Origin of the sequence: Enterobacter sp. WPR_3_1, assembly GCF_003635055.1 — a bacterium.
GTDB classification, from domain to species: domain Bacteria; phylum Pseudomonadota; class Gammaproteobacteria; order Enterobacterales; family Enterobacteriaceae; genus Enterobacter; species Enterobacter ludwigii.
Genome location: NZ_RBXU01000008.1, coordinates 1 through 24,207, shown reverse-complemented (window position 1 = coordinate 24,207; position 24,207 = coordinate 1). Strand labels below are relative to the sequence as shown.

At 53.9% G+C, this 24,207-nt stretch carries 24 protein-coding genes and 2 rRNA genes; 9 read left to right on the top strand and 17 right to left on the bottom strand.

The genetic code is table 11. From position 1 onward, the window contains the following. The first annotated feature begins 44 nt into the window (after window positions 1-44). Window positions 45-305: a YfhL family 4Fe-4S dicluster ferredoxin gene (locus BJ887_RS01930; RefSeq protein WP_020883006.1), complete on the top strand. Its 261-nt coding sequence runs from the start codon at window positions 45-47 to the stop codon at window positions 303-305. Here the strand turns inward: BJ887_RS01930 and acpS are convergent. The 11 genes from acpS to rpoE all read right to left on the bottom strand — a co-directional run bounded on the left by acpS (window position 302) and on the right by rpoE (window position 9,673). Next, the gene (gene acpS, locus BJ887_RS01925) at window positions 302-682 is read right to left on the bottom strand and encodes a holo-ACP synthase (RefSeq protein WP_040018160.1); all 381 of its coding nucleotides are present in this window, start codon (window positions 680-682) and stop codon (window positions 302-304) included. The genes BJ887_RS01930 and acpS overlap by 4 nt on opposite strands. Further along, complete coding sequence (gene pdxJ, locus BJ887_RS01920) at window positions 682-1,413, bottom strand: pyridoxine 5'-phosphate synthase (RefSeq protein ID WP_014171210.1); 732 nt, start codon at window positions 1,411-1,413, stop codon at window positions 682-684. Before pdxJ ends, acpS begins: the two co-directional genes overlap by 1 nt. A 77-nt stretch (window positions 1,414-1,490) precedes the next feature. After that, on the bottom strand, window positions 1,491-2,198 hold the full coding sequence (gene recO / locus BJ887_RS01915; protein ID WP_121339126.1) for a DNA repair protein RecO: 708 nt from the start codon (window positions 2,196-2,198) through the stop codon (window positions 1,491-1,493). An 11-nt stretch (window positions 2,199-2,209) separates the two neighbouring features. Further along, on the bottom strand, window positions 2,210-3,115 hold the full coding sequence (era, locus tag BJ887_RS01910) for a GTPase Era (RefSeq protein ID WP_014171212.1): 906 nt from the start codon (window positions 3,113-3,115) through the stop codon (window positions 2,210-2,212). After that, window positions 3,112-3,792: a ribonuclease III gene (rnc, locus tag BJ887_RS01905; protein WP_003860711.1), complete on the bottom strand. Its 681-nt coding sequence runs from the start codon at window positions 3,790-3,792 to the stop codon at window positions 3,112-3,114. Before rnc ends, era begins: the two co-directional genes overlap by 4 nt. A 222-nt stretch (window positions 3,793-4,014) precedes the next feature. After that, window positions 4,015-4,989 carry a signal peptidase I gene (gene lepB / locus BJ887_RS01900; RefSeq protein ID WP_014171215.1) on the bottom strand — a complete coding sequence of 325 codons (975 nt, stop codon included), beginning with the start codon at window positions 4,987-4,989 and terminating at the stop codon, window positions 4,015-4,017. Between the two features lie 15 nt (window positions 4,990-5,004). Beyond that, the gene (gene lepA, locus BJ887_RS01895; protein WP_014171216.1) at window positions 5,005-6,804 is read right to left on the bottom strand and encodes a translation elongation factor 4; all 1,800 of its coding nucleotides are present in this window, start codon (window positions 6,802-6,804) and stop codon (window positions 5,005-5,007) included. 185 nt (window positions 6,805-6,989) lie between these two features. Further along, complete coding sequence (gene rseC, locus BJ887_RS01890; RefSeq protein WP_014171217.1) at window positions 6,990-7,466, bottom strand: SoxR-reducing system protein RseC; 477 nt, start codon at window positions 7,464-7,466, stop codon at window positions 6,990-6,992. Beyond that, entirely contained in the window at window positions 7,463-8,416 is a 954-nt protein-coding gene (rseB, locus tag BJ887_RS01885) for a sigma-E factor regulatory protein RseB (protein ID WP_014171218.1), read from the bottom strand. Before rseB ends, rseC begins: the two co-directional genes overlap by 4 nt. Then, on the bottom strand, window positions 8,416-9,066 hold the full coding sequence (gene rseA / locus BJ887_RS01880; protein WP_025203448.1) for an anti-sigma-E factor RseA: 651 nt from the start codon (window positions 9,064-9,066) through the stop codon (window positions 8,416-8,418). Before rseA ends, rseB begins: the two co-directional genes overlap by 1 nt. 31 nt (window positions 9,067-9,097) lie before the next feature. Continuing rightward, window positions 9,098-9,673 (bottom strand): RNA polymerase sigma factor RpoE, encoded by a 576-nt coding sequence (gene rpoE, locus BJ887_RS01875; protein ID WP_006176728.1) that lies wholly within the window; start codon window positions 9,671-9,673, stop codon window positions 9,098-9,100. Between the two features lie 424 nt (window positions 9,674-10,097). Between rpoE and nadB the strand changes: the two genes are divergently transcribed. Then, entirely contained in the window at window positions 10,098-11,717 is a 1,620-nt protein-coding gene (gene nadB / locus BJ887_RS01865) for an L-aspartate oxidase (RefSeq protein WP_121339125.1), read from the top strand. Here the strand turns inward: nadB and BJ887_RS01860 are convergent. Next, window positions 11,702-12,439, bottom strand: coding sequence for a tRNA1(Val) (adenine(37)-N6)-methyltransferase (locus BJ887_RS01860; RefSeq protein WP_040018164.1), 738 nt, complete (start codon window positions 12,437-12,439; stop codon window positions 11,702-11,704). The two genes, nadB and BJ887_RS01860, sit on opposite strands and share 16 nt — an antisense overlap. Before the next feature lie 132 nt (window positions 12,440-12,571). On the opposite strand from BJ887_RS01860, the gene srmB reads away from it, so the two are divergent. Beyond that, entirely contained in the window at window positions 12,572-13,900 is a 1,329-nt protein-coding gene (gene srmB, locus BJ887_RS01855; protein ID WP_020882998.1) for an ATP-dependent RNA helicase SrmB, read from the top strand. 52 nt (window positions 13,901-13,952) lie between these two features. Here srmB and grcA read toward each other — a convergent pair whose 3' ends face one another. Beyond that, window positions 13,953-14,336, bottom strand: a complete 384-nt coding sequence (grcA, locus tag BJ887_RS01850; RefSeq protein ID WP_013098327.1) for an autonomous glycyl radical cofactor GrcA — start codon at window positions 14,334-14,336, stop codon at window positions 13,953-13,955. Window positions 14,337-14,650: 314 nt separating this feature from the next. Between grcA and ung the strand changes: the two genes are divergently transcribed. After that, a complete protein-coding gene (gene ung / locus BJ887_RS01845; protein WP_025203444.1) occupies window positions 14,651-15,340 on the top strand; it encodes a uracil-DNA glycosylase in 690 nt (229 codons plus the stop codon). Window positions 15,341-15,386: 46 nt separating this feature from the next. Here the strand turns inward: ung and BJ887_RS01840 are convergent, their stop codons facing one another. After that, the gene (locus tag BJ887_RS01840; RefSeq protein WP_121339123.1) at window positions 15,387-16,472 is read right to left on the bottom strand and encodes a tRNA/rRNA methyltransferase; all 1,086 of its coding nucleotides are present in this window, start codon (window positions 16,470-16,472) and stop codon (window positions 15,387-15,389) included. A 204-nt stretch (window positions 16,473-16,676) separates the two neighbouring features. Here BJ887_RS01840 and trxC point away from each other — a divergent pair, with 204 nt between their 5' ends. From trxC to BJ887_RS01810, 5 genes are all read left to right on the top strand, one after another. Beyond that, window positions 16,677-17,096 (top strand): thioredoxin TrxC, encoded by a 420-nt coding sequence (trxC, locus tag BJ887_RS01830; protein WP_014171226.1) that lies wholly within the window; start codon window positions 16,677-16,679, stop codon window positions 17,094-17,096. 69 nt (window positions 17,097-17,165) lie between these two features. Next, complete coding sequence (gene tapT / locus BJ887_RS01825) at window positions 17,166-17,864, top strand: tRNA-uridine aminocarboxypropyltransferase (protein ID WP_020882995.1); 699 nt, start codon at window positions 17,166-17,168, stop codon at window positions 17,862-17,864. A 35-nt stretch (window positions 17,865-17,899) separates the two neighbouring features. Further along, on the top strand, window positions 17,900-20,563 hold the full coding sequence (pat, locus tag BJ887_RS01820) for a protein lysine acetyltransferase (protein ID WP_121339121.1): 2,664 nt from the start codon (window positions 17,900-17,902) through the stop codon (window positions 20,561-20,563). Window positions 20,564-20,673: 110 nt separating this feature from the next. Next, window positions 20,674-22,029 carry a CDP-diacylglycerol--serine O-phosphatidyltransferase gene (pssA, locus tag BJ887_RS01815; RefSeq protein WP_020882993.1) on the top strand — a complete coding sequence of 452 codons (1,356 nt, stop codon included), beginning with the start codon at window positions 20,674-20,676 and terminating at the stop codon, window positions 22,027-22,029. 45 nt (window positions 22,030-22,074) lie between these two features. Then, entirely contained in the window at window positions 22,075-22,398 is a 324-nt protein-coding gene (locus tag BJ887_RS01810; RefSeq protein ID WP_014171230.1) for a YfiM family lipoprotein, read from the top strand. On the opposite strand, the gene BJ887_RS01805 is transcribed toward BJ887_RS01810, so the two are convergent. From BJ887_RS01805 to BJ887_RS01795, 3 genes are all read right to left on the bottom strand, one after another. Next, window positions 22,395-23,690, bottom strand: coding sequence for an MFS transporter (locus tag BJ887_RS01805; protein ID WP_020882991.1), 1,296 nt, complete (start codon window positions 23,688-23,690; stop codon window positions 22,395-22,397). The two genes, BJ887_RS01810 and BJ887_RS01805, sit on opposite strands and share 4 nt — an antisense overlap. A gap of 255 nt (window positions 23,691-23,945) precedes the next feature. Next, window positions 23,946-24,061: ribosomal RNA gene (rrf, locus tag BJ887_RS01800) — 5S ribosomal RNA — on the bottom strand. A 63-nt stretch (window positions 24,062-24,124) separates the two neighbouring features. Continuing rightward, a 23S ribosomal RNA gene (locus tag BJ887_RS01795) occupies window positions 24,125-24,207 on the bottom strand; the annotation flags it as partial.

Sequence of the window (24,207 nt, the reverse complement as noted above, 5' to 3'; positions counted from 1 at the left end):
CGTATAATGCCCGCCCTGTTTGTGTTGTTTCTGAGAATTTCCTGATGGCGCTGTTAATCACCAAAAAATGCATCAATTGCGATATGTGCGAACCGGAATGCCCGAACCAGGCGATTTCGATGGGCGAGAGCATTTATGAGATTAACAGCGACCGCTGCACTGAATGCATCGGCCACTACGAAACGCCGACCTGTCAGAAAGTGTGCCCAATCCCCAATACCATCCTGAAGGATCCGGCACACGTTGAGAGCGAAGAGCAGCTTTGGGATAAGTTTGTCCTGCTGCATCACGCGGACAAACTTTAACTTTCGATAATCACCGTCGCGCAGGCGTAGTGGCGTTCATCGGCGAGCGTCACATGCATGTGATTTACGCCGAGTTTCTCTGCCAGCGTTTGCGCCTCACCCCATAAACGCAGGCGTGGTTTACCCAGCTCATCGTTAAACACTTCAAACTGGTTAAACGCCAGACCGTTACGAATACCGGTGCCGAAGGCTTTGGCTGCCGCCTCTTTGACGGCAAAGCGCTTGGCCAGAAAACGTACCGGCTGCTGATGCGTCTCCCAGATGGCCCATTCGTTATCGCTCAGCATGCGTCGTGCCAGGCGATCGCCACTACGGGCGATCACCGCTTCAATGCGGGCTATTTCAACGATATCGGTGCCTAAGCCCAGAATAGCCATTACTGACGCGCTTCCAGCATCAGGCGTTTCATTTCTGAGACCGCCTCTTTCAGGCCACTCATTACCGCACGGCCAATAATAGCGTGGCCGATATTCAGCTCATGCATTTCTGGCAGGGCTGCAATAGCCTTGACGTTATGGTAGGTCAGGCCATGCCCGGCGTTAACTTTCAGCCCCAGGCTCGCGGCATAGGTGGCCGCATTGGCGATACGCTCCAGCTCTTTGGCCTGCGTAGTTTCGTCTTTCGCATCAGCGTAACAGCCGGTATGAATTTCAATATAGGGCGCGCCCACTTCGGCAGCCGCTTTGATCTGTGCTACATCGGCGTCGATGAACAGAGAGACCAGGATACCCGCCTCAGCCAGACGCTTGCAGGCATCACGCATTTTGTCGCGTTGACCCGCCACGTCCAGGCCCCCTTCGGTGGTCACTTCCTGACGTTTTTCCGGTACCAGGCAGCAGAAATGCGGCTTCGTCTCGCAGGCAATCGTCAGCATCTCTTCCGTGACCGCCATCTCCAGGTTCATGCGGGTATCCAGCGTCTGACGCAAAATGCGCACATCGCGGTCGGTAATATGACGGCGGTCTTCACGCAGGTGAACGGTAATGCCATCGGCGCCAGCCTGCTCAGCGATGAACGCCGCCTGAACCGGATCGGGATAAGCCGTGCCGCGTGCATTACGCAGCGTGGCGATGTGATCAATGTTGACGCCTAACAGTAATTCAGCCATGACAATCCTCGGTATTTTAGTTCGTGTCCCTGCCTCCCTCTCCCTCAGTGAGAGGGCTGGGGCGAGGGTCTGATACGTTAACGTTTCGGCATAAACTGCCTGAACAATTCGCGGCTCTTTAAGGGCTTGCCGCCAAGATACGGCTTGAGCGCAATCCGGGTAAAGCGTTTTGCTGCGCGAAGGGTATCCTGATCGGGAAACTCACGCGCATACAGCGCTCTAAGCTGTCGCCCGGTAAAGGTGCTGTTATCTATCACGACGCTGGCGATAAAGCCTTTTTCTTCACGGTAGCGATAGGTCATCGCATCCTCTACCTCGTCTCCGCTCCCTGCACAATGCAAAAAATCGACCCCGTAGCCCAGGTGTCCGAGCAGCGCCAGTTCAAAACGACGCAGGGCAGGTTCGGGCGTACCGGTAGCGCCGGCCAGCGCCTGGATACAGTGCAGGTAATCAAAGAAAAGTTCAGAGAAGCGAGTCTCATGCTCCAGAACACGTGAGATGAGTTCGTTGACATAGAGACCGCTGTACAGCGTGATACCAGTAAGGGGGAGCGCCAGAGAGACGGCTTCGGCACTGCGCAGGGTTTTGACTTCCCCACGCCCGCCGAAGCGTACCAGCAGCGGAGTGAAAGGCTGTAAGGCGCCCTTCAGGCCGGAGCGTTTGGAACGTGCGCCTTTAGCAACAAGGCGCACACGGCCCGACTCTTCCGTGAAAACGTCCAGCATAAGGCTGGTCTCGCTCCACGGACGGCTATGGAGGACAAAGGCACGCTGCCATCCATCCACGATGTTCAGTCTTAGACGTCGTCGCCGTAACCGAGGCTGCGCAATGCACGCTCATCATCGGCCCAGCCTGATTTCACCTTCACCCACAGTTCAAGGTGAACCGGGGCTTCAAACATGTCCTGCATGTCTCTGCGCGCTTCAATGCCGATGGTTTTGATCTTGGCACCTTTGTTGCCGATCACCATCTTCTTCTGCCCTTCGCGCTCAACGAGGATCAGGCCGTTGATGTCATAGCCGCCGCGTTCGTTGGTCTGAAAACGTTCAATCTCAACCGTTACGGAGTACGGCAGTTCCGCGCCAAGGAAACGCATCAGTTTTTCACGGATGATCTCAGAGGCCATAAAGCGCTGAGAACGATCGGTGATGTAATCTTCCGGGAAGTGATGAATCGCTTCCGGCAGATGTTTGCGCACGATGCCTGCGATGGTATCGACGTTCAGACCGGTCTCGGCAGACAGCGGGACGATATCAAGGAAGTTCATCTGGCTTCCCAGCCACTGCAGGTGCGGCAGCAGATCGGCTTTTTCCTGCACGTTGTCCACTTTGTTGACCGCAAGGATCACCGGCGTTTTACCGTCGCGCAGTTTGTTCAGCACCATTTCGTCGTCAGGCGTCCAGCGGGTGCCTTCAACCACGAAAATCACCAGCTCTACGTCGCCAATCGAGCTGCTCGCCGCCTTGTTCATCAGGCGGTTGATGGCGCGCTTCTCTTCCATGTGCAGGCCCGGGGTATCAACGTAGATCGCCTGATAGGCGCCTTCCGTGTGGATACCGACGATGCGGTGACGCGTGGTCTGCGCCTTACGGGAAGTAATGGAAATTTTCTGCCCAAGCAGATTATTCAACAGGGTAGATTTGCCAACGTTCGGACGTCCGACGATGGCAATAAACCCGCAATACGTTTTTTCTTCGCTCATTCCAGCTCCAGCATTTTTAACGCCTGTTCGGCGGCAGCCTGTTCAGCCTTACGACGGCTAGAACCTGTGCCGACCACCGGTTCACTCAGGCCACTGACCTGGCAATGGATGGTAAATTCCTGATCGTGCGCTTCGCCCCGCACCTGTACCACCAGATAGGATGGCAGCGGGAGGTGGCGACCCTGCAAATATTCCTGCAGACGCGTTTTCGGATCTTTTTGTTTATCGCCCGGACTGATTTCGTCCAGACGGGTTTGATACCAGTTAAGGATCAGCTTTTCTACAGTCTGAATATCGCTGTCCAGGAACACACCACCAATTAATGCTTCGACCGTGTCGGCAAGAATAGATTCACGACGGAAGCCGCCGCTTTTCAGTTCACCCGGCCCAAGTCGCAGACATTCGCCCAGTTCAAATTCACGAGCGATTTCCGCCAGGGTATTACCCCGAACCAGCGTCGCGCGCATGCGGCTCATATCACCTTCGTCCACACGTGGGAAACGATGATAAAGCGCATTCGCGATCACGAAACTTAAAATAGAGTCACCCAGGAACTCGAGGCGCTCATTATGCTTGCTGCTGGCACTGCGGTGGGTTAATGCCTGTTGCAACAACTCCTGATGATGAAAAGTGTAGCCCAGCTTCCGTTGAAGCCGATTAATTACGATGGGGTTCATGCGATACCAGTAAATGAATGCGTCAAAAATGCAGCACACGAAACCGACCTGAGAAGACCAACGCGGTTTCGTGTGCCGTGGCACCCTTGCAGGGCCAACCTTAAACTTCGGGGGAATATTCTATACACAACGACAGGGGATGTCGTTAGTCCAAAGAGATTTATCGCTGAAATAATTCACGTAGCCGCTAATTAACGCGGCTACGCGTTCATTTAATGAGAATTAATGGATCCCGCCGATACGATTCAGGCGAACGCCGGTCGGCCATTCGCCTTCCTGCTTCTCAAAACTCATCCAGATAGCGGTCGCTTTACCTACCAGATTCGCTTCCGGCACAAAGCCCCAGTAACGGCTGTCCGCGGAATTATCGCGGTTATCACCCATCATGAAGTAGTGTCCCGGTGGTACGATCCAGCTGGCCAGCTGTTGGCCAGGCTGCCGGTAGTACATCCCCACTTGATCCTGCGCGATTGGCACGGTGAGGATACGGTGGGTCACATCACCCAGCGTCTCTTTACGTTCAACCAGGCGAATACCGTCCTCTTTGGTCTCGCCTTTGGGCACCTGGAAGAAACCGCTGGTCGCTTCACCGCCGTTACGGCGAGCAAAGGTCTGCACAAAATCACTTGGCTCAACGTTTGAGTAAGTGATTGGCAGCGCGTTTTCACACGCGGTACCGGAGCTGCAGCCAGGCTGAACGGTAACTTCTTTCGCCACCGGATCGTAGGTGACTTTATCACCCGGCAGACCCACTGCACGCTTGATGTAATCCAGACGCGGATCTTCCGGGTATTTAAACACCACGATGTCGCCACGTTTTGGATGACCGGTTTCGATCAGCGTTTTCTGGTAGATCGGATCTTTAATCCCGTAGGCAAACTTCTCAACCAGAATAAAATCGCCAATCAGCAGCGTTGGCATCATTGAACCAGACGGGATCTGGAACGGCTCGTAAATAAACGAGCGGACAACCAGCACAATCGCCAGCACCGGAAATACCGATGCCCCGGTTTCCAGCCAGCCCGGTTTCGGGCCGACTTTCTTCAGGGTTTTCGCGTCCAGCCCATCGCCAGTGGCTGCCTGTGCGGCAGCCTGACGTTCATGGCGTTTTGGGGCGAAAATAAACTTATCCAGACACCACAACAAACCTGTCACCAGGGTAGCAATGACCAGAATCAGGGCAAACATGTTCGCCATGCCAACTCCTTAGGGTTATTTGCCGTCTTTACCAACATGAAGGATGGCAAGGAATGCTTCCTGCGGCAGTTCGACGTTACCGACCTGCTTCATACGCTTCTTACCTTCTTTCTGTTTCTGCAGCAGCTTTTTCTTACGGCTGACGTCACCGCCGTAGCATTTCGCCAGAACGTTTTTACGCAGCTGTTTCACAGTAGAACGGGCAATAATGTGGTTACCAATGGCGGCCTGAATCGCGATATCAAACTGCTGACGCGGGATCAGCTCTTTCATCTTCTCAACCAGCTCACGGCCACGGTATGGCGCATTGTCGTTGTGAGTGATCAGTGCCAGCGCATCCACACGCTCGCCGTTGATCAGCACGTCCACACGCACCATGTTAGACGCCTGGAAGCGTTTGAAGTTGTAATCCAGTGACGCATAGCCACGAGAGGTAGACTTCAGGCGATCGAAGAAGTCGAGGACCACTTCCGCCATAGGGATTTCGTACGTCAGCGCAACCTGATTACCGTGGTACACCATGTTGGTCTGTACGCCACGCTTCTCAATACACAGCGTAATAACGTTACCCAGGAACTCCTGCGGCAGCAGCATATGACACTCTGCAATGGGCTCGCGCAGTTCTTCGATATTGTTCAGCGGCGGCAGCTTGGACGGGCTATCGACGTAGACGATCTCTTTGTTGGTGGTCTGCACTTCGTACACAACGGTCGGTGCCGTGGTGATCAGATCCAGATCGTATTCACGCTCCAGACGCTCCTGGATGATCTCCATGTGCAGCAGACCAAGGAAGCCGCAGCGGAAGCCGAAGCCCAGCGCCGTGGAGCTTTCTGGTTCATAGAACAGGGAAGCATCGTTGAGGCTCAGCTTGCCGAGCGCATCACGGAAGTTTTCATAGTCGTCAGAGCTGACCGGGAACAGACCCGCGTAAACCTGCGGTTTAACCTTTTTAAAGCCTGGCAGCGCTTTGTCTGCCGGGTTACGTGCACCGGTCAGGGTATCGCCCACTGGCGCGCCGAGGATGTCTTTAATGGCGCAGACCAACCAGCCTACTTCGCCACATTTCAGCTCGGTACGGTCAACCTGTTTTGGCGTGAAGATACCCAGACGGTCAGCGTTGTAAACCTGGCCAGTACTCATTACCTTGATTTTGTCGCCTTTACGCATGGTGCCGTTTTTAATACGCACCAGCGAGACAACGCCCAGGTAGTTATCAAACCAGGAGTCGATGATCAGCGCCTGCAGCGGGGCATCCGGGTCACCTTCTGGTGCCGGGATATCACGCACCAGGCGTTCCAGCACGTCGGTCACGCCCACGCCCGTTTTAGCGGAGCAGCGCACCGCATCGGTCGCGTCGATGCCGACAATATCTTCAATCTCTTCCGCTACGCGCTCAGGATCGGCAGCTGGCAGGTCAATTTTGTTCAGAACCGGCACAACCTCGAGATCCATTTCCATCGCGGTGTAGCAGTTTGCCAGGGTCTGGGCTTCAACGCCCTGCCCGGCATCCACAACCAGCAGCGCGCCTTCACAGGCCGCCAGCGAGCGTGAAACTTCATAGGAGAAGTCAACGTGGCCTGGGGTGTCGATAAAGTTCAGCTGGTAGATTTCGCCATCAGCCGCTTTGTAATCAAGCGTAACGCTCTGCGCTTTGATGGTGATACCGCGTTCGCGTTCCAGGTCCATGGAGTCCAGAACCTGGGCTTCCATTTCACGATCAGACAGGCCACCGCAAATCTGGATAATACGGTCAGACAGCGTCGACTTACCGTGGTCAATGTGAGCAATGATCGAAAAGTTACGTATGTTCTTCATATAGTTAAATAATTATGCCTTACGAATTCCTGGAGGCCGCTGTTCTTAGCCTGACGTTTTTCAGTGCGAAAACGCCGCATTCTACACTACATCCCCGTTACCTGGAAATGTACTTAGCGCCAGGTATAGCGTGAAGAAATGGCGTTTTCTGTTTTAGGACGTAAAAAAGGACAAAGCCCGATGGATCACCGGGCCTCAGAAGAGAGCGTCTCTACACGAAGCTGGTCGGGTGCTAGCCCAACGCTGAGAATAACAGGCTGCCACTCTTCGCGTGCGGCGAGCTTCGGGGAAAGAGCTTTGGCCAGCCAGAATCCCCCTACGCCGCCCAATGCCGCACCACACATGGCGGCCACATCGGTACCAAACAGCATCTGGAATACGCCGCCCATAACAAACAGCCCCACCAGCGGAGAGAGATAAACCAGCATGGCGGACGTGAGCAGGCTACCTTCTGCAATTCCCAGCTCCACCTTTTGCCCCACCATCAGCGGCCGATCGCTTGGCACGGAAATGGTATGCGAGGTTTGCGGCCCGAGCTTATTCAGCACGCGGCTACCGCAACCGGCTCTGGAAGCACAGCTATTGCATGAGGCCTTAACATCACAGCTCACCAGCGCAATGCCATTCTGCCACGATACGACCGTAGCCCACTCTTTAATCATTGTGCAGCCCTGAATTTAATGCTGTCGGAAATACGCTTCGCCGTTTGTGGCGGTAATTCACCCACAATGGTGATCTCTGCATTATCGCGAACCGTGGTGCTGACCGTTCTGCGTCCGGTACGAAGCATTTGTTCAGAACTGTTTGCCGATGCGCGGTTAATGTTCACCGAGAAACTGAACAAACCATCGGAATAAAGACGCGATTCAACCGGTGTTTCAATGGTTGGCAGTTGTCGGCGGCTGCTGGAGACTTCGCTAAACCCTTGCGGGATCCAGGAAGGAACCCAGTTGAAGTTGACGGAATCACCCGCCGGTACCGAAAGCAACGGCGGCAGGCTGGCTTTCGCCAGATTCTGCATGCTATTACCCACCTGATTGTTCACGCTAAAGGAGATAACGCGGAACTGTTCCAGCGTTTCACCATCACGGTCAAGCAGGTCTACACGCATTGGCAGCTTGGTTTCGGCGTCAATCCAGACGATATAGCTGTAGCGCGTTCCGTCACGGGCAACAACGCGGATCACCTCACACAGTCTGTCCGCAATGCGCGTACGCCCTACTGAAATGAAATCATAGTAAGGCGCAAGACGTTTGAAGTCGGTGTAGATAAGCGATGGCAGAGAATCGACGATATAATCGCCATTCAGCGTGAAAGGCTCCAGACCGGGTTCGAAATAACTGATTTCGTTACCACGCTGGACAACTTCCCGACGCGGGCCATCCATCTGTAAAAGCTGGGCGAGCGGCTGGTTATCAAGACGGGCATGGCGGTATCGTAACGACTCGACGCCCTGCTTATTGATACTGATAAATGCCAACTCGTAATTGAGTGACTGGCTGGCCAGATTCATTTGCTGCAACAACGCCCCGGATGAAACATCAGCCGAGGCGTTGGCAGAGAAGAACAGGCTACCCGCCATCAGAGACATGGCGAACCAAAGTTGCTTCATTACTGCGATTGCGTTCCTAAAGTTTGGTTTCCGGGCACCTGCACAGCCGCTTGCTGGGTTTGTGCCTGCTCAAACTGAAGCTGTTCAGAGTGCAGACGACGCTGCAACTCGTAATCCTGCAACATCGCATTAATGCGACGGCGTTGCTCCTGAACCTGCTGTTGCTGGCCGCCGCTGGCGGATGCATCAGCCGGAACACCCAAACTTACCGGGCTGGCTTTGCCCATCATCGGCAGTGTGTTGAACACTGGCGCTTCTGGCTGCTGATTAGTTTCAGACTGAGTATTATAGTGCTGGACGCCAACGATAACTGCAAGCGATACGCATGCAGCCACACCCATTTGGGTGAGCTGGCTGGCCCACGGACGCACCTTGTGCCAGAACGGCATTTTCTGCCACTGGTGAGGCGCAGGTTGAGCTTCAGGAATCAGCGGAGTGGTCTGACGGACAGGCTCATTTTCAATGGCCGCCATCACGCGAGCTGAGATATCGAAATGGAGAACCTCGCCGGTGTCACCGCGAAGGGTGTCACGGATGAGATGGTAACTCTCCCAGGTCTCTTGCATTTCGGGAGAATGAGACAGCTCGTTGAGCAGCTCACTATCCAGCGTTTCACCATCCATTAAAGCGGAAAGTTTTTCTTTCTGCATGCCTAATACCTTTTCCAGTATCCCGCTATCGTCAACGCCTGATAAGCGGTTGAACTTTATTATCAATTGCTTCTCGCGCACGGAAAATACGTGAACGTACCGTGCCGACCGGACAATCCATGATGGCGGCTATCTCTTCATAGCTCAGACCATCCAACTCCCGTAACGTAATTGCCATGCGTAAATCTTCCGGGAGCGACTCGATCGTGCGAAAAACGATTTGTCTCAGTTCTTCTGACAACATTAAGTTCTCAGGGTTCGAAATTTCTTTCAGCGCACCGCCACTTTCGAAGTTTTCGGCGTCGATTGCGTCCACATCACTTGAAGGCGGACGGCGACCCTGAGCGACCAGATAATTCTTTGCCGTATTGACCGCAATACGGTACAGCCAGGTATAAAAAGCACTATCTCCCCGGAATGAATCCAGCGCGCGATAGGCCTTAATAAAAGACTCTTGTACTACATCAGGCACATCGCCTGACGGTACATAGCGGGAAACCAGGCTCGCCACCTTATGCTGGTAGCGCACCACCAGTAAGTTAAAGGCTTTCTGATCTCCCTTCTGGACCCGTTCAACCAGGACCTGGTCCGTTAACTGCTCGCTCATCCGAGGTAATGTCTCCCCAAACCTAAATTCCACGCGTTATCGAAACGCCACTCTTAAAAAACCGCACTTTGAGCAAGCACCGAATTAGAGTGTCTGATCTTCAATAAGTTCCGTAACGCCTTTGTTTTTGTTCATCGCGCCGCAGACTGTTCATTTTCTCTCATTATAAGTCTGTTCACGATACGCACCACTTTATGACAAGAAACATCTCTTTTCCCGCCAGAAGAGTAACGCAACCCAGTCTTTATTTCACCACAAAATCTGACGCTAACGATCTGCTTCGCAAAATATTTTCTTTCTTTTACGTGGTTTTAATCCTCCGCCTCGAGTTTAGCGGTTACAACTCACATCAAAAAAAACGTGCGATATCTCGCATTCGGATGCTATTCTGACCAAACACTGTTTAGTAAATTAAACAAAAATCATGAACACAACACCTGAACTGCATTGTGATGTACTGATCATCGGTAGCGGCGCTGCCGGTCTCTCCCTGGCACTGCGTCTGGCCGAACATCAGAGCGTTATCGTTCTGAGCAAAGGGCCGATGAGTGAAGGTTCTACGTTTTATGCCCAGGGCGGTATTGCCGCCGTGTTTGATGAGACAGACAGCATTGCGTCGCATGTCGACGATACGCTGATTGCCGGGGCCGGGATCGTGGATGCACATGCCGCAGAGTTTGTGGCCAGTAATGCCCGTCATTGCGTGCAGTGGTTAATCGATCAGGGCGTATTATTTGATACACAGGTACAACCAAACGGTGAAGAGAGCTACCACCTGACCCGCGAAGGCGGGCATAGCCACCGCCGTATCCTGCATGCCGCAGACGCTACCGGTAAAGAAGTCGAAACCACGCTGGTCAGCAAAGCCCTCAGCCATCCTAACATTCGGGTCCTTGAGCGCAGCAATGCCGTTGACCTGATTATTTCCGACAAGATTGGCCTTCCGGGTACGCGTCGTGTCGTGGGTGCCTGGGTCTGGAATTGCAATAAAGAAAAGGTTGAGACCTGTCAGGCGAAGGCCGTAGTACTGGCGACTGGCGGTGCATCCAAAGTGTATCAGTATACCACCAACCCCGATATTGCCTCCGGAGACGGGATCGCCATGGCCTGGCGCGCCGGTTGTCGCGTGGCAAACCTTGAATTCAACCAGTTTCACCCGACCGCCCTGTTCCATCCTCAGGCGCGTAATTTCCTGTTGACGGAAGCCCTGCGCGGTGAAGGCGCATACCTGAAACGTCCTGACGGCTCCCGCTTTATGCCGGACTTTGACCCCAGGGGCGAGCTGGCACCGCGCGATATCGTTGCCCGCGCCATCGACCATGAAATGAAGCGTCTTGGCGTGGACTGCATGTATCTGGACATCAGCCATAAGCCGGCAGAGTTTATCCGCCAGCATTTCCCGATGATCTACGAAAAGCTGCTGGGTCTGGGGATTGATTTAACCCGCGATTCGGTGCCCATCGTGCCTGCCGCCCACTATACCTGCGGGGGCGTAATGGTTGACGATCATGGTCGCACCGATGTGGATGGCCTGTATGCTATCGGTGAAGTAAGTTATACCGGGCTTCATGGCGCGAACCGGATGGCGTCGAACTCACTGCTGGAGTGTCTGGTTTACGGCTGGTCTGCCGCGGAAGATATCACGAAGCGCATGCCTTACGCCCGTCAGACTGAAAACCTGCCTGCCTGGGATGAAAGCCGCGTGGAAAACCCGGATGAGCTGGTCGTTATTCAGCATAACTGGCACGAACTGCGGCTGTTTATGTGGGACTACGTCGGGATTGTGCGGACCACGAAACGTCTTGAACGCGCATTACGCCGTATCACAATGCTGCAGCAGGAAATCGATGAATATTATGCCAATTTCCGCGTATCCAATAATCTGCTGGAGCTGCGCAATCTGGTTCAGGTTGCCGAATTGATTGTTCGCTGCGCGATGATGCGCAAAGAGAGCCGCGGTTTGCACTATACCCTCGACTACCCCGAGCAGCTGGCCGAGTCCGGCCCGTCGATCCTCTCCCCGCAGGTTCACATAAACAGATAAAACGCCTGGGTCAGAGCGGTGTAATCTTCGGAATAACGCTGGTCTGGCCCACGGATCACCATTCGGTCGTTAAAGCATTCACCTTCTTTGGGTGAGAGCGCCAGCAGCACGCGGTGCGGCAATCGCCCTTCGGTATCCGCAATATCGGTGCGTAAACGTAATTTCCAGCCAATCTCTTGCGCTATGCCAATAAACGCATTGCCGGTGCTTTCTGGCAGAACCACGCAGAAAAACCCCTCTTCTGAAATAAGCTCTGCGGCACTGATCAGCAGCGCCTTATGGTCGAGGGAGCCGGTATAACGGGCCTGTTCACGCTCAGGCGTTCCGCACTCAACACCGGGCGCGTAGTAGGGAGGATTGCTGACAATCAGGTCGTAACGCGCGGTTTGCTCCGGCGTCCAGTCGAGCACATCTGCACATTCAACGTTAATCCGGGCGGCCCACCGAGATTCAGCCGCATTTTCACTCGCCTGCTCCGCCGCCTGCGCATCCAGCTCCACCGCATCTATGGTGACATGCGCTTCGGTACGTTGCGCCAGCATCAGCGCCAACAGCCCGCTGCCCGTCCCAATATCCAGAATACGCTTTACACCTGCGACAGGTGCCCAGGCACCCAGTAAAATACCGTCTGTACCGACTTTCATGGCACAGCGATCGTGAGCGACAAAAAATTGTTTAAACGTAAAACCATCGCGGCGCAACTGCGCTTTGAGTTGAGACATGTCAGGGCAACCTTCTAAGTGAAACTGGAGTAGCATAGGGGAAAGCGAAGTGGCCGCAAAGCGATATCCATACAAACAGATGAAGATTACAGCCGTAACGTCTATAATCAGCGCCCCACACAGAGGTAGAACATGACTGTAACGACTTTTTCCGAACTTGAACTCGATGAAAGCCTGCTCAATGCACTTGAGAGCAAAGGCTTTACACGCCCGACCGCCATTCAGGCAGCGGCCATTCCGCCTGCGCTTGAGGGCCGCGATGTGCTCGGTTCTGCGCCAACCGGCACGGGGAAGACAGCAGCTTACTTGCTGCCTGTGTTGCAGCATCTGCTCGATTTTCCACGTAAAAAATCAGGCCCGCCGCGTATTTTGATCCTGACGCCGACGCGCGAGCTGGCGATGCAGGTTGCCGATCACGCCCGCGAGCTGGCGGCCAATACCCATCTGGATATCGCCACGATCACTGGCGGCGTTGCGTATATGAACCACGCCGAAGTGTTCAGCGAAAATCAGGACATCGTCGTTGCGACGACCGGTCGCCTGCTGCAGTACATTAAAGAAGAGAACTTCGACTGCCGCGCGGTAGAAACACTGATTCTGGACGAAGCTGACCGTATGCTGGACATGGGCTTCGCGCAGGATATCGAACATATCGCGGGTGAGACGCGCTGGCGTAACCAGACGATGCTGTTCTCTGCCACCCTTGAAGGGGACGCGATCAAAGACTTCGCAGAGCGCCTGCTGGAAGATCCGGTGGAAGTTTCCGCGACGCCGTCCACGCGCGAACGCAAGAAGATCCACCAGTGGTATTACCGTGCAGATAACCTTGAACACAAGGTTGAGTTACTTAAGCACCTGCTGAAGCAGGACGATGCCACCCGTACCATCGTCTTTGTGCGTAAGCGCGAGCGTGTGCATGAACTGGCTGAAATGCTGCGTAATGCCGGAATCAATAACTGCTATCTCGAAGGCGAGATGGCGCAGGTTAAGCGTACCGAAGGGATTAAACGTCTGACTGATGGTCGCGTGAACGTGCTGGTCGCAACAGACGTTGCTGCACGCGGGATCGACATTCCGGACGTCAGTCACGTCATTAACTTCGATATGCCACGCAGCGGCGACACCTATCTGCACCGCATTGGCCGTACCGGCCGTGCCGGACGCAAAGGTATCGCGATCTCTCTGGTCGAAGCGCATGACTACCTGCTGCTGCAGAAAATTGGCCGCTACGTTGATGAGCCACTGAAAGCACGCGTTATTGATGAGCTTCGCCCGACCACACGTGCACCGAGTGAAAAAATGACGGGCAAACCGTCTAAAAAAGCGCTCGCAAAACGTGCTGAGAAAAAAGAGAAAGAAAAAGAGAAGCCGCGCGTGAAGCAGCGCCACCGCGATACCAAGAATATTGGTAAACGCCGTAAACCAAGCTCTGCCGCACCAGAGACGAAAACTGAAGAGTAAAAAAAGCCGGGGAAAACCCCGGCTTTTTTATTCCACCCCCGAGACTGAAACCTTACAGGCTTTCAGTAAAGGTACGCGCAATAACGTCGCGCTGCTGTTCCGGGGTCAGAGAGTTAAAACGTACTGCATAACCTGATACACGAATGGTCAGCTGTGGGTATTTTTCCGGGTGCTTAACCGCATCTTCCAGCGTTTCACGACGCAGCACGTTCACGTTCAGGTGCTGACCACCTTCAACGCGCACTTCCGGTTTTACTTCCATTGGGATTTCACGGTATTCGATTTCGCCCAGTTTGTTCACCGGAACGATTTCATCTTCAGCAAAACCCGCTTTCGCTACTACACAGCGCGCTTCATTTTTCTCGCTGTCCAGCAGCCAGAAAGAGTTGAGCAGGTCGTCATTTGCAGCTTTAGTAATCTGGATACCTGTAATCATGTGTTGCCTCCCTTAGGCTACATTAACTGGTGTCGGCCTCGCGCGGCCAATTGGTAAAACCATTGTTTCTTGTGTGTATATATATCACTCGCACCCCGGTCATTTATTGATTTAAATCAACAAAAACACCAACCACACAAAGAGTGTGGTTTGATTTTATTGCTCCAGATCAATTTCATTGCTTTGCCAGCTCAACTCCTTTCGCATCTATTCAAAATAAATTGAATGACTTACGGTGATTTTATGCCTGGGATTTTGCACCCCGGGTTTTAGCGGTTAAGCTAGGCGCAGAATGTGATTCGCAGGAGAGCGAGATGACGACACCGTTGACCTGGCACGATGTGCTGGCAGAAGAGAAACAGCAGCCCTATTTTATTAACACCCTCAGCACCGTTGCGGCAGAGCGGCAGTCTGGCCAGACGATTTATCCGCCACAAAAGGATGTTTTCAACGCGTTTCGCTATACCGAACTCAGCGATGTGAAAGTTGTTATCCTCGGTCAGGATCCTTACCACGGACCGGGACAGGCTCACGGGCTTGCTTTCTCTGTACGTCCTGGGGTTGCTATCCCCCCTTCGCTTCTGAACATGTACAAAGAACTCGAAAAGACCGTGCCCGGGTTTACCCGGCCCACTCATGGTTATCTGGAAAGCTGGGCGCGCCAGGGCGTGCTGTTACTGAATACGGTACTCACCGTACGCGCCGGTCAGGCACATTCTCACGCCAGCCTGGGCTGGGAAACCTTTACCGATAAAGTCATCAGCCTTATCAACGAGCATCGTGAAGGGGTGGTGTTTTTACTGTGGGGTTCCCACGCGCAGAAGAAAGGGGCGATTATCGACAGGCAGCGTCATCATGTCCTGAAGGCACCGCATCCGTCACCGCTGTCAGCGCATCGTGGTTTCTTTGGTTGTAATCATTTTGTTCTGGCGAACGAGTGGCTGGAAAAACGTGGCGAAACGCCAATTGACTGGATGCCAGTGTTACCGGCTGAGAGTGAGTAACGCATCGGATGTGCCCGTTTTTAGCGGGCACATCCGACGCACAGTATTATGCTTTATTCTGGCGCCACCATTCCGCCAGCAGTACGCCAGTCGCAACGGAAACGTTCAGACTTTCAACATTGCCTGTACCGTCGATAGAGACGCTCAGATCCGCGCTGGAAAGCGCAGCATCCGACAGGCCATCACGCTCCTGACCCAGCACCAGCACCATTTTACGCGGCAGTGTCGCTTTAAACAGCGGCGTAGCGGCATGGCTGGAGGTCGTGACGATGGCATATCCCGCATTACGGAACTGCTCAATAGCATCCAGAACGCTGTCGCCGGTGATCGGCTGAACATGCTCTGCCCCGCCCTCTGCGGTACGGATCGCGGCACCCGATTCCAGCAGCGCGGCATCCTGTAACAGCACGCCTTTCACGCCAAAGTGCGCGCAGCTACGCATCATTGCACCCAGATTATGCGGGTTGCCCACATCTTCAAGCGCCAGCACGCAGTCATCGGCTTCCGCCTGGCTAACCCACTGCTGTACGGTAGTCCCGTTACGTTTTTTGATCAGGAAGCACACGCCACCGTGGTGTTCAGTGCCTGATGCTTTCGTCAGCTCAGCGTCATCCACCACATGGTAGGCTTTACGGTTTGCCGCCATCCAGCGCAGCGCTTCTTTAAAGCGCGGGGTTACGCTCTGGATAAACCATGCGCGAACGATGCACTCAGGACGGCTCTGGAACAGCGCCTGGCAGGCATTCTCGCCATAGACTCGGGTCTCTTCTGCACGCTGACGGCGCAGCACTTCCGGGTCAATAAAGCTTTTCCCGCTGATACCACCGTGATCGGCTTTTTCAGGCGCCTCTTCACCAGGGGCACGAGAAACGGTACGCCAGGGGGATGAACCCTCGCGCGAGAAATCATCGCGTTTGCGATCGTCACGCTTGCGGTCATCACGTTTGCGGTCATCATTGCGGTTATTTCTGTCATCGCGGGCGGGGCGACGGCCACCGTCTGCACGAGAAGACGCCGGACGCCCGCCACCTTTTCCGGTACGCGGATTTTGGGTGCGTTTATCGGAGTCATCATCACTGCGGACATACATCACTTTGACCTTGCCGCTTTTGTTTTTCATTTCGTCGTTCATGCTTTTCTCCACCAGCGCTGCGCGAAGCGCGCAGATTACCCGATGTGCAAGCTCATAGCCATAAATTCGTACAAAAGCCTGTGACTATTGTTCTCATTGAATAAAACGCATTGTCGTTTCAAACAGGCTGAATGATAATATGTAACATATTAGAAACATTATCGGCATTCTGCCGCTGTCCCACGGCTCTATCAGAGGTTAGTTATGAATACCGTATGTGCCAACTGTCAGGCTCTTAATCGCATTCCGGACGATCGGATTGAAGATGGTGCGAAATGCGGGCGTTGTGGCCATGAACTGTTTGATGGCGATGTTATCAACGCTACGGGTGCTACGCTGGACAAACTCCTCAAGGACGATCTTCCGGTGGTTGTCGATTTTTGGGCACCGTGGTGTGGTCCGTGCCGTAGCTTCGCGCCTGTCTTCGAAGATGTTGCCGAAGAACGCAGCGGCAAAATGCGTTTTGTTAAGGTCAATACCGAAGCAGAACGTGAGCTGAGTGCACGCTTTCGCATTCGCAGCATCCCAACCATCATGATTTTCAAAAATGGTGAAGTGATCGACATGCTTAACGGTGCTGTTCCTAAAGCACCGTTTGATAGCTGGTTAAACGAATCGCTGTAACATTAACGGGGCGCATCTTGTGCCCCGTTCCTTCCTCTGCGAAAATAGGGTTTTTCCTGCACTTCGCCCATGACTGATAACGCTGTTCTTCAACTGCGCGCCGCACGCCTGGCCCGCGCGACTCGCCCTTTTCTTGCCCGCGGCAATCGTGTTCGCCGCTGTCAGCGTTGTCTGCTGCCGCTAAAAGTTTGTCTGTGCGAGACCCTTGCGCCGAGCACGGCGAAGAGTCGTTTTTGCCTGGTCATGTTCGATACCGAACCAATGAAACCCAGCAATACCGGACGCCTTATTGCCGACATTCTGCCGGATACCGCGGCATTTCAGTGGTCACGCACGGAACCGCCTCAAGCCCTGCTCGACTTAGTGGCAAACCCGGACTATCAGCCAATGGTCGTATTTCCGGCCTCGTATGCTGGCGAAGATCGCCAGGTACTTTCGGCACCGCCATCTGGTAAACCGCCGCTGTTTATTATGCTGGACGGAACCTGGACCGAAGCGCGAAAAATGTTCCGCAAAAGTCCTTATCTCGATTCATTGCCGGTGATTTCGGTCGACCTTTCCCGCGTCTCGGCCTACCGCCTGCGAGAAGCGCATGCTGACGGGCAGTACTGTACTGCTGAAGTGGCGATTGCCCTTCTGGATTTAGCGGGAGATACCGTCGCGGCAGGTGCGCTGGGGAGCCATTTCTCCCGCTTTCGTGAACGCTACCTGGCAGGAAAAACCGTTCATAAGGGCAGCGTCACAGCAACTGAGACAGAAAACGTTTAAAATCATCAGGTCGCTTGCATTCACAGGAGGCCTGCATGAGCCAGCGAGGGTTAGAAGCGCTACTTCGTCCTAAATCCATTGCCGTTATCGGTGCATCAAAGAAACCGGATCGCGCAGGCTATCTGATGATGCGTAACCTGCTGGCTGGCGGATTTAATGGCCCCGTCATGCCTGTGACGCCTGCCTATAAGGCTGTTCAAGGGGTGCTGGCATGGCCGGACGTGCAGAGCCTGCCTTTCATACCGGACCTTGCCATCCTGTGTACAAATGCGAAACGTAATCCAGCCCTGCTGGAGTCGCTCGGCAGGAAAGGATGTAAAACCTGCATTATTCTCTCGTCTCCGCCCGAACAGCAGCCGGAGCTTCTGGCATGCGCCAGTCGCTACCAGATGCGCATTCTTGGGCCAAACAGTCTGGGCCTGCTCGCCCCGTGGCAGGGGCTGAATGCCAGCTTCTCCCCGGTCCCTATCCGCAAAGGCAAACTCGCATTTATTTCGCAATCGGCTGCGGTATCGAACACGATCCTCGACTGGGCGCAACAGCGTGAGATGGGGTTTTCCTACTTCATTGCTCTGGGTGACAGCCTGGACATCGACGTTGATGAACTGCTCGATTTTCTGGCTCGCGACAGCAAAACCAGCGCCATTCTTCTTTATCTTGAGCACCTGAGCGACGCCCGTCGTTTTGTATCAGCTTCCCGTAGCGCGTCCCGTAACAAACCGATTCTGGTGATCAAAAGCGGGCGTAGCCCCGCCGCCCAGCGTCTGCTGCAGTCGCATTCCGGCATGGATCCCGCCTGGGATGCCGCGATTCAACGCGCAGGTTTGTTACGGGTTCAGGATACACACGAGCTTTTTTCCGCCGTCGAGACGTTAAGCCATATGCGTCCATTACGCGGTGAGAAGTTAATGATTGTCAGTAATGGCGCGGCTCCTGCCGCACTTGCACTGGATGAACTGTGGCTGCGCAATGGCAAGCTGGCCACCCTGGGTGAGGAGACGCTACAACGCCTGAAAGAGGCGCTGCCGGCAAGCGTTAGCCCAGGCAATCCCCTCGATTTGCGCGATGACGCAAGTAGCGATCACTATATCAGGGCGATCTCCCTTTTACTGGATAGCCAGGATTTCGACGCGCTGATGATTATTCACTCCCCCAGCGCGGTCGCTCCCGGGAGTGAAAGCGCGCGCGCACTGATTGACGCCGTCCGGAACCATCCTCGTGGAAAATATGTCACCCTGCTGACCAACTGGTGCGGTGAGTTCTCTTCCCAGGAGGCACGACGCCTGTTCAGTGAAGCCGGTCTGCCCACCTACCGCACTCCGGAAGGCACGATTACGGCGTTCATGCATATGGTGGAGTATCGCCGCAACCAGAAGCAGCTCCGTGAAACCCCGGCTTTACCGGGGAACCTGACGGCGAACACGGCGGATGTTCACCGGCTTTTACAGCAGGCTATCGAAGAGGGAGCCACCTCGCTTGATACGCACGAAGTGCAGCCGATTCTAGGCAGTTACGGGATGCAAACCCTGCCCACCTGGATTGCCGGCGACAGCGCCGAAGCCGTGCATATTGCCGAACAAATTGGCTATCCCGTTGCCCTCAAGCTTCGCTCACCGGATATCCCGCATAAGTCTGATGTCCAGGGGGTGATGTTATACCTGCGGACTGCGACCGAGGTACAGCAAGCCGCTGATGCCATATTCGACCGGGTCAAAATGGCCTGGCCTCAGGCGCGGATCCACGGGTTGCTGGTGCAAAGCATGGCTAATCGCGCGGGCGCTCAGGAGCTGCGCGTGGTGGTTGAATACGATCCTGTCTTTGGCCCGCTTATCATGCTGGGGGAAGGCGGCGTCGAGTGGCGTCCTGAGGAGCAGGCGGTCGTGGCTTTGCCACCACTGAACATGAACCTGGCGCGTTATCTGATCATTCAGGCCATCAAAAGCAAAAAAATACGGGGCCGAAGCGCGCTGCGCCCTCTTGATATTGCCGGGTTGAGTCAGTTCCTGGTGCAGGTGTCTAACCTGATTGTTGATTGCGCGGAGATCCAGCGGCTGGACATCCACCCGCTGCTCGCCTCCGGCAGTGAGTTTACGGCCCTGGACGTCACGCTGGATATCGCGCCTTTCGAGGGTGACAGGGAGAGCCGCCTTGCGATCCGTCCGTATCCTCTGCAGCTGGAGGAGTGGGTGGAGATGAAAAACGGGGAGCGCGCGTTGTTCCGCCCTATCCTGCCGGAAGATGAACCGCAGCTGCGCACGTTCATCTCTCAGGTAACGAAAGAGGATCTTTACTATCGCTATTTTAGCGAAATCAACGAATTTACCCACGATGATTTAGCCAATATGACCCAGATCGACTACGATCGAGAAATGGCATTTGTCGCCGTTCGTCGTTCCGATAAGGGCGATGAGATCCTCGGCGTTACGCGTGCTATTTCCGACCCGGATAATGTTGATGCGGAGTTTGCTGTGCTGGTGCGCTCCGATCTGAAAGGGTTGGGTCTGGGGCGACGGCTGCTGGAAAAACTCATCAGTTATACGCGAGATCACGGATTGTTACGCCTCAATGGCATTACTATGCCTAACAATCGCGGTATGGTGACCCTGGCGCGAAAACTTGGATTTGACGTTGATATTCAGCTGGACGAAGGTATTGTGGCCTTATCCCTGAGCCTGATATCAGCGGATAAAGCCGAGTAAGCTACTGGAAATGTTACCCACTTTGGACGGGACTGGTGGTATCATTGTCCGCTTATGTTGTTTGCATGGTACAGACAACCCTTCAATGAACAGAGAAGAAACGCACTGTGATGTTGTCAAAATTTAAGCGTAATAAACATCAACAACACCTTGCTCAACTACCGAAGATTTCTCAGTCAGTTGATGATGTAGAGTTCTTTTACGCTCCCGCCCATTTTCGGGAGACGCTTCTGGAAAAGATTGCCGGCGCTACGCGTCGCATTTGCATTGTGGCCCTGTATCTTGAACAAGATGAAGGTGGGCGCGCGATCTTAAATGCGCTCTATGAAGCCAAGCGTCAACGTCCGGAACTGGATGTTCGAGTGCTGGTCGACTGGCACCGCGCTCAGCGTGGCCGTATAGGCGCTGCTGCTTCAAACACCAATGCTGACTGGTATTGCCGCACGGCGCAGGAAAATCCTGGCGTCGATGTGCCCGTTTACGGCGTACCTGTAAATACCCGAGAAGCGCTCGGCGTCCTTCATTTCAAAGGGTTCATCATTGATGATAGCGTGCTGTACAGCGGCGCGAGCCTGAATGATGTTTACCTTCATCAGCTCGATAAATATCGATATGACCGTTACCATCTGGTTCGTAATCCCCAGATGGCGGATATCATGTTTAACTGGGTTGATAAGAACTTAGTACAGGGTCGCGGCGTAAATCGTCTTGACGATCCACACCGTCCTAAAAGCCCGGAAATTAAAAATGATATCCGCGCGTTCCGCCAGGAACTGCGTGATGCGGTCTACCATTTCCAGGGCGATGCCAATAACGAAGAGCTATCCGTTACACCGCTGGTGGGGTTAGGCAAATCAAGCCTGCTGAACAAAACGATTTTCCACCTGATGCCGTGTGCGGAGCAGAAACTCATCATCTGCACCCCTTACTTCAACCTTCCCGCCGTGCTGGTGCGTAATATCATTCAGCTGCTGCGTGATGGTAAAAAAGTTGAAATTATCGTCGGTGACAAAACGGCTAACGACTTCTTTATTCCTGAAGATCAACCGTTCAAGATTATCGGTGCCCTCCCTTATCTCTATGAGATTAACCTGCGCCGTTTCCTGAGCCGTTTACAGTATTACGTTAACACTGACCAGCTGGTCGTGCGTCTGTGGAAAGATGAAGACAACAGTTATCATCTGAAAGGGATGTGGGTCGACGATGAATGGATGCTGCTTACGGGCAATAACCTCAACCCTCGCGCCTGGCGTCTGGATCTCGAAAATGCCATCCTGATCCATGACCCGAAACATGAGTTAGCGACCAGTCGTGAACGTGAGCTCGAGCTTATTCGCACGCATACCACTGTGGTTCAGCATTACCGTGAACTGCAGAGCATTGCCGATTACCCGGTGAAAGTCCGCAAGCTTATTCGTCGCCTGCGTCGAATCCGTATTGACAGACTTATCAGCCGTATTCTGTGATGTCCAGGCCCTGTCAGCGACAGGGCTTTTTTTTGGAGTCCGCTAATGCGTATTCTTCTCTTGCTGAGTGCTCTCTTTCTCAGTGGCTGTAGCCATATGGCTAACGATAGCTGGTCCGGGCAGGATAAAGCGCAACACTTTCTCGCCTCCGCGATGTTGTCCGCTGCCGGTAATGAGTATGCACAACATCAGGGGTACAGTCGGGATCGTAGTGCGGCAATCGGCCTGATGTTCTCTGTAAGCCTTGGGGCTTCAAAAGAACTGTGGGATAGCCGCCCCGCGGGGAGCGGCTGGAGCTGGAAAGACTTTGCCTGGGACGTAGCCGGTGCCACGACCGGCTATGCCGTGTGGCAGATGGCTCGCTATTAGAGACGAATACCTTTACCCTTTCGATGCAACATCAGGGAGACAATAAAGGCCAGTGCCCCCATCACCGTCACGTACCAGAAGAAGGTTGTTTCCGTTCCCCATGATTTAAGCGACAGCGCGACGTACTCCGCAGAGCCACCGAACAGCGCATTGGCGACCGCATAAGAAAGCCCTACCCCCAAAGCGCGTACCTGTGCCGGGAACATCTCAGCCTTCAGGATCCCACTGATCGATGTGTAAAAACTGACAATGACCATCGCCAGCATGACCAGACCAAAGGCGGCATACGGTGAGGAAACGTGCTGAAGCGCAGTTAAAATGGGAACAGTACATAACGCGGACATGCCGCCAAAGATCAGCATTGACGTGCGACGCCCTATTTTATCGGAGAGCGCGCCAATAAGTGGCTGAATCAGCATAAAGACGAACAACGCGACGGTCATGATAGCGCTGGCGACGTTGGCGTGCATGCCCGTGGTGTTCACCAGATATTTTTGCATGTAGGTGGTGAAGGTGTAAAAGCTGAGAGAACCGCCCGCGGTGAACCCGAGAACCATCAGGAAAGCTTTGCGGTTACGCCACAGCCCTTTAAACGATCCCGCCTCCTTCAGCGCCCGGACCTCTTTTTGCGAGGTTTCATCCAACTGACGACGCAACCAGAGTGCGACGACCGCCAGTACAGCGCCCATCGCGAAAGGAATTCGCCATCCCCACTCATGAAGCTGGCTGTCGGTAAGGACCTGCTGCAGAATAACCACCACCAGAATGGCCAGAAGCTGGCCACCAATAAGCGTGACGTACTGGAAAGAGGCGTAAAATCCTTTCCGGCCTTCAAGGGCAATTTCACTCATGTAAGTGGCGCTGGTACCGTATTCTCCTCCAACAGAAAGTCCCTGGAACAGACGAGCCAGTAGCAAAAGAGCCGGCGCCCATGTCCCGATAGCGTCATAACCGGGAAGACAGGCGATCACCAGCGAGCCAAAGCACATCATGCAGACCGAAATCAGCATGGATGCCTTACGTCCTCGACGGTCTGCGATCCGTCCAAACAACCATCCACCAATGGGGCGCATTAAGAAGCCCGCAGCAAATACGCCAGCCGTTTGCAGAAGCTGTGTGGTGGTGTTGCCGGACGGGAAGAAGATATGTGCGAAGTAAAGTGAACAGAATGAGTAGACGTAAAAGTCGAACCATTCCACCAGGTTCCCTGAAGAGGCACTGACGATTGCCCATACCCTTCTACGGGAATCACTGGCAGCCAGCGTCCCGTTCGATGTTATGCTTTCTGTCATTGTGATTATGCTCCTGCCATAAAAACGGCATGCTGAGTCCTGAGAACTCACGATCTTGTAAAGCAAATGTTATTATTTTGTTATAAATAACATTGAGAGTAAGATCACATTTTCTGTTAGCAAGGTAAGTTATAGGATAAAGACTAAGGGTCGTTGGCTGGTGTGGCGGTGTGCTGTCTGATGCTCTCTCCGGCGACGGGAAAAACCCAAAGCAAAAAACCCCGCACCATACGGTACGGGGTTCTTTTAATTGATGCCTGGCAGTTCCCTACTCTCGCATGGGGAGACCCCACACTACCATCGGCGCTACGGCGTTTCACTTCTGAGTTCGGCATGGGGTCAGGTGGGACCACCGCGCTAAAGCCGCCAGGCAAATTCTGTTATCTGTATCAGCTGAAAATCGTCTCTCATCGCCAAAACATCTTCGGCGTTGTAAGGTTAAGCCTCACGGTTCATTAGTATCGGTTAGCTCAACGCATCGCTGCGCTTACACACCCGACCTATCAACGTCGTAGTC

Coding starts and splice junctions, on each gene's coding strand:
- BJ887_RS01840 (WP_121339123.1), bottom strand. CDS start 16,472: ATGAACGACGAAATGAAAAACAAAAGCGGCAAGGTCAAAGTGATGTAT.
- BJ887_RS01860 (WP_040018164.1), bottom strand. CDS start 12,439: ATGTCTCAACTCAAAGCGCAGTTGCGCCGCGATGGTTTTACGTTTAAA.
- lepA (WP_014171216.1), bottom strand. CDS start 6,804: ATGAAGAACATACGTAACTTTTCGATCATTGCTCACATTGACCACGGT.
- nadB (WP_121339125.1), top strand. CDS start 10,098: ATGAACACAACACCTGAACTGCATTGTGATGTACTGATCATCGGTAGC.
- BJ887_RS01930 (WP_020883006.1), top strand. CDS start 45: ATGGCGCTGTTAATCACCAAAAAATGCATCAATTGCGATATGTGCGAA.
- rnc (WP_003860711.1), bottom strand. CDS start 3,792: ATGAACCCCATCGTAATTAATCGGCTTCAACGGAAGCTGGGCTACACT.
- ung (WP_025203444.1), top strand. CDS start 14,651: ATGACGACACCGTTGACCTGGCACGATGTGCTGGCAGAAGAGAAACAG.
- BJ887_RS01810 (WP_014171230.1), top strand. CDS start 22,075: ATGCGTATTCTTCTCTTGCTGAGTGCTCTCTTTCTCAGTGGCTGTAGC.
- trxC (WP_014171226.1), top strand. CDS start 16,677: ATGAATACCGTATGTGCCAACTGTCAGGCTCTTAATCGCATTCCGGAC.
- acpS (WP_040018160.1), bottom strand. CDS start 682: ATGGCTATTCTGGGCTTAGGCACCGATATCGTTGAAATAGCCCGCATT.
- lepB (WP_014171215.1), bottom strand. CDS start 4,989: ATGGCGAACATGTTTGCCCTGATTCTGGTCATTGCTACCCTGGTGACA.
- era (WP_014171212.1), bottom strand. CDS start 3,115: ATGAGCGAAGAAAAAACGTATTGCGGGTTTATTGCCATCGTCGGACGT.
- rseA (WP_025203448.1), bottom strand. CDS start 9,066: ATGCAGAAAGAAAAACTTTCCGCTTTAATGGATGGTGAAACGCTGGAT.
- rseC (WP_014171217.1), bottom strand. CDS start 7,466: ATGATTAAAGAGTGGGCTACGGTCGTATCGTGGCAGAATGGCATTGCG.
- grcA (WP_013098327.1), bottom strand. CDS start 14,336: ATGATTACAGGTATCCAGATTACTAAAGCTGCAAATGACGACCTGCTC.
- rseB (WP_014171218.1), bottom strand. CDS start 8,416: ATGAAGCAACTTTGGTTCGCCATGTCTCTGATGGCGGGTAGCCTGTTC.
- rpoE (WP_006176728.1), bottom strand. CDS start 9,673: ATGAGCGAGCAGTTAACGGACCAGGTCCTGGTTGAACGGGTCCAGAAG.
- pat (WP_121339121.1), top strand. CDS start 17,900: ATGAGCCAGCGAGGGTTAGAAGCGCTACTTCGTCCTAAATCCATTGCC.
- pdxJ (WP_014171210.1), bottom strand. CDS start 1,413: ATGGCTGAATTACTGTTAGGCGTCAACATTGATCACATCGCCACGCTG.
- BJ887_RS01805 (WP_020882991.1), bottom strand. CDS start 23,690: ATGACAGAAAGCATAACATCGAACGGGACGCTGGCTGCCAGTGATTCC.
- srmB (WP_020882998.1), top strand. CDS start 12,572: ATGACTGTAACGACTTTTTCCGAACTTGAACTCGATGAAAGCCTGCTC.
- tapT (WP_020882995.1), top strand. CDS start 17,166: ATGACTGATAACGCTGTTCTTCAACTGCGCGCCGCACGCCTGGCCCGC.
- pssA (WP_020882993.1), top strand. CDS start 20,674: ATGTTGTCAAAATTTAAGCGTAATAAACATCAACAACACCTTGCTCAA.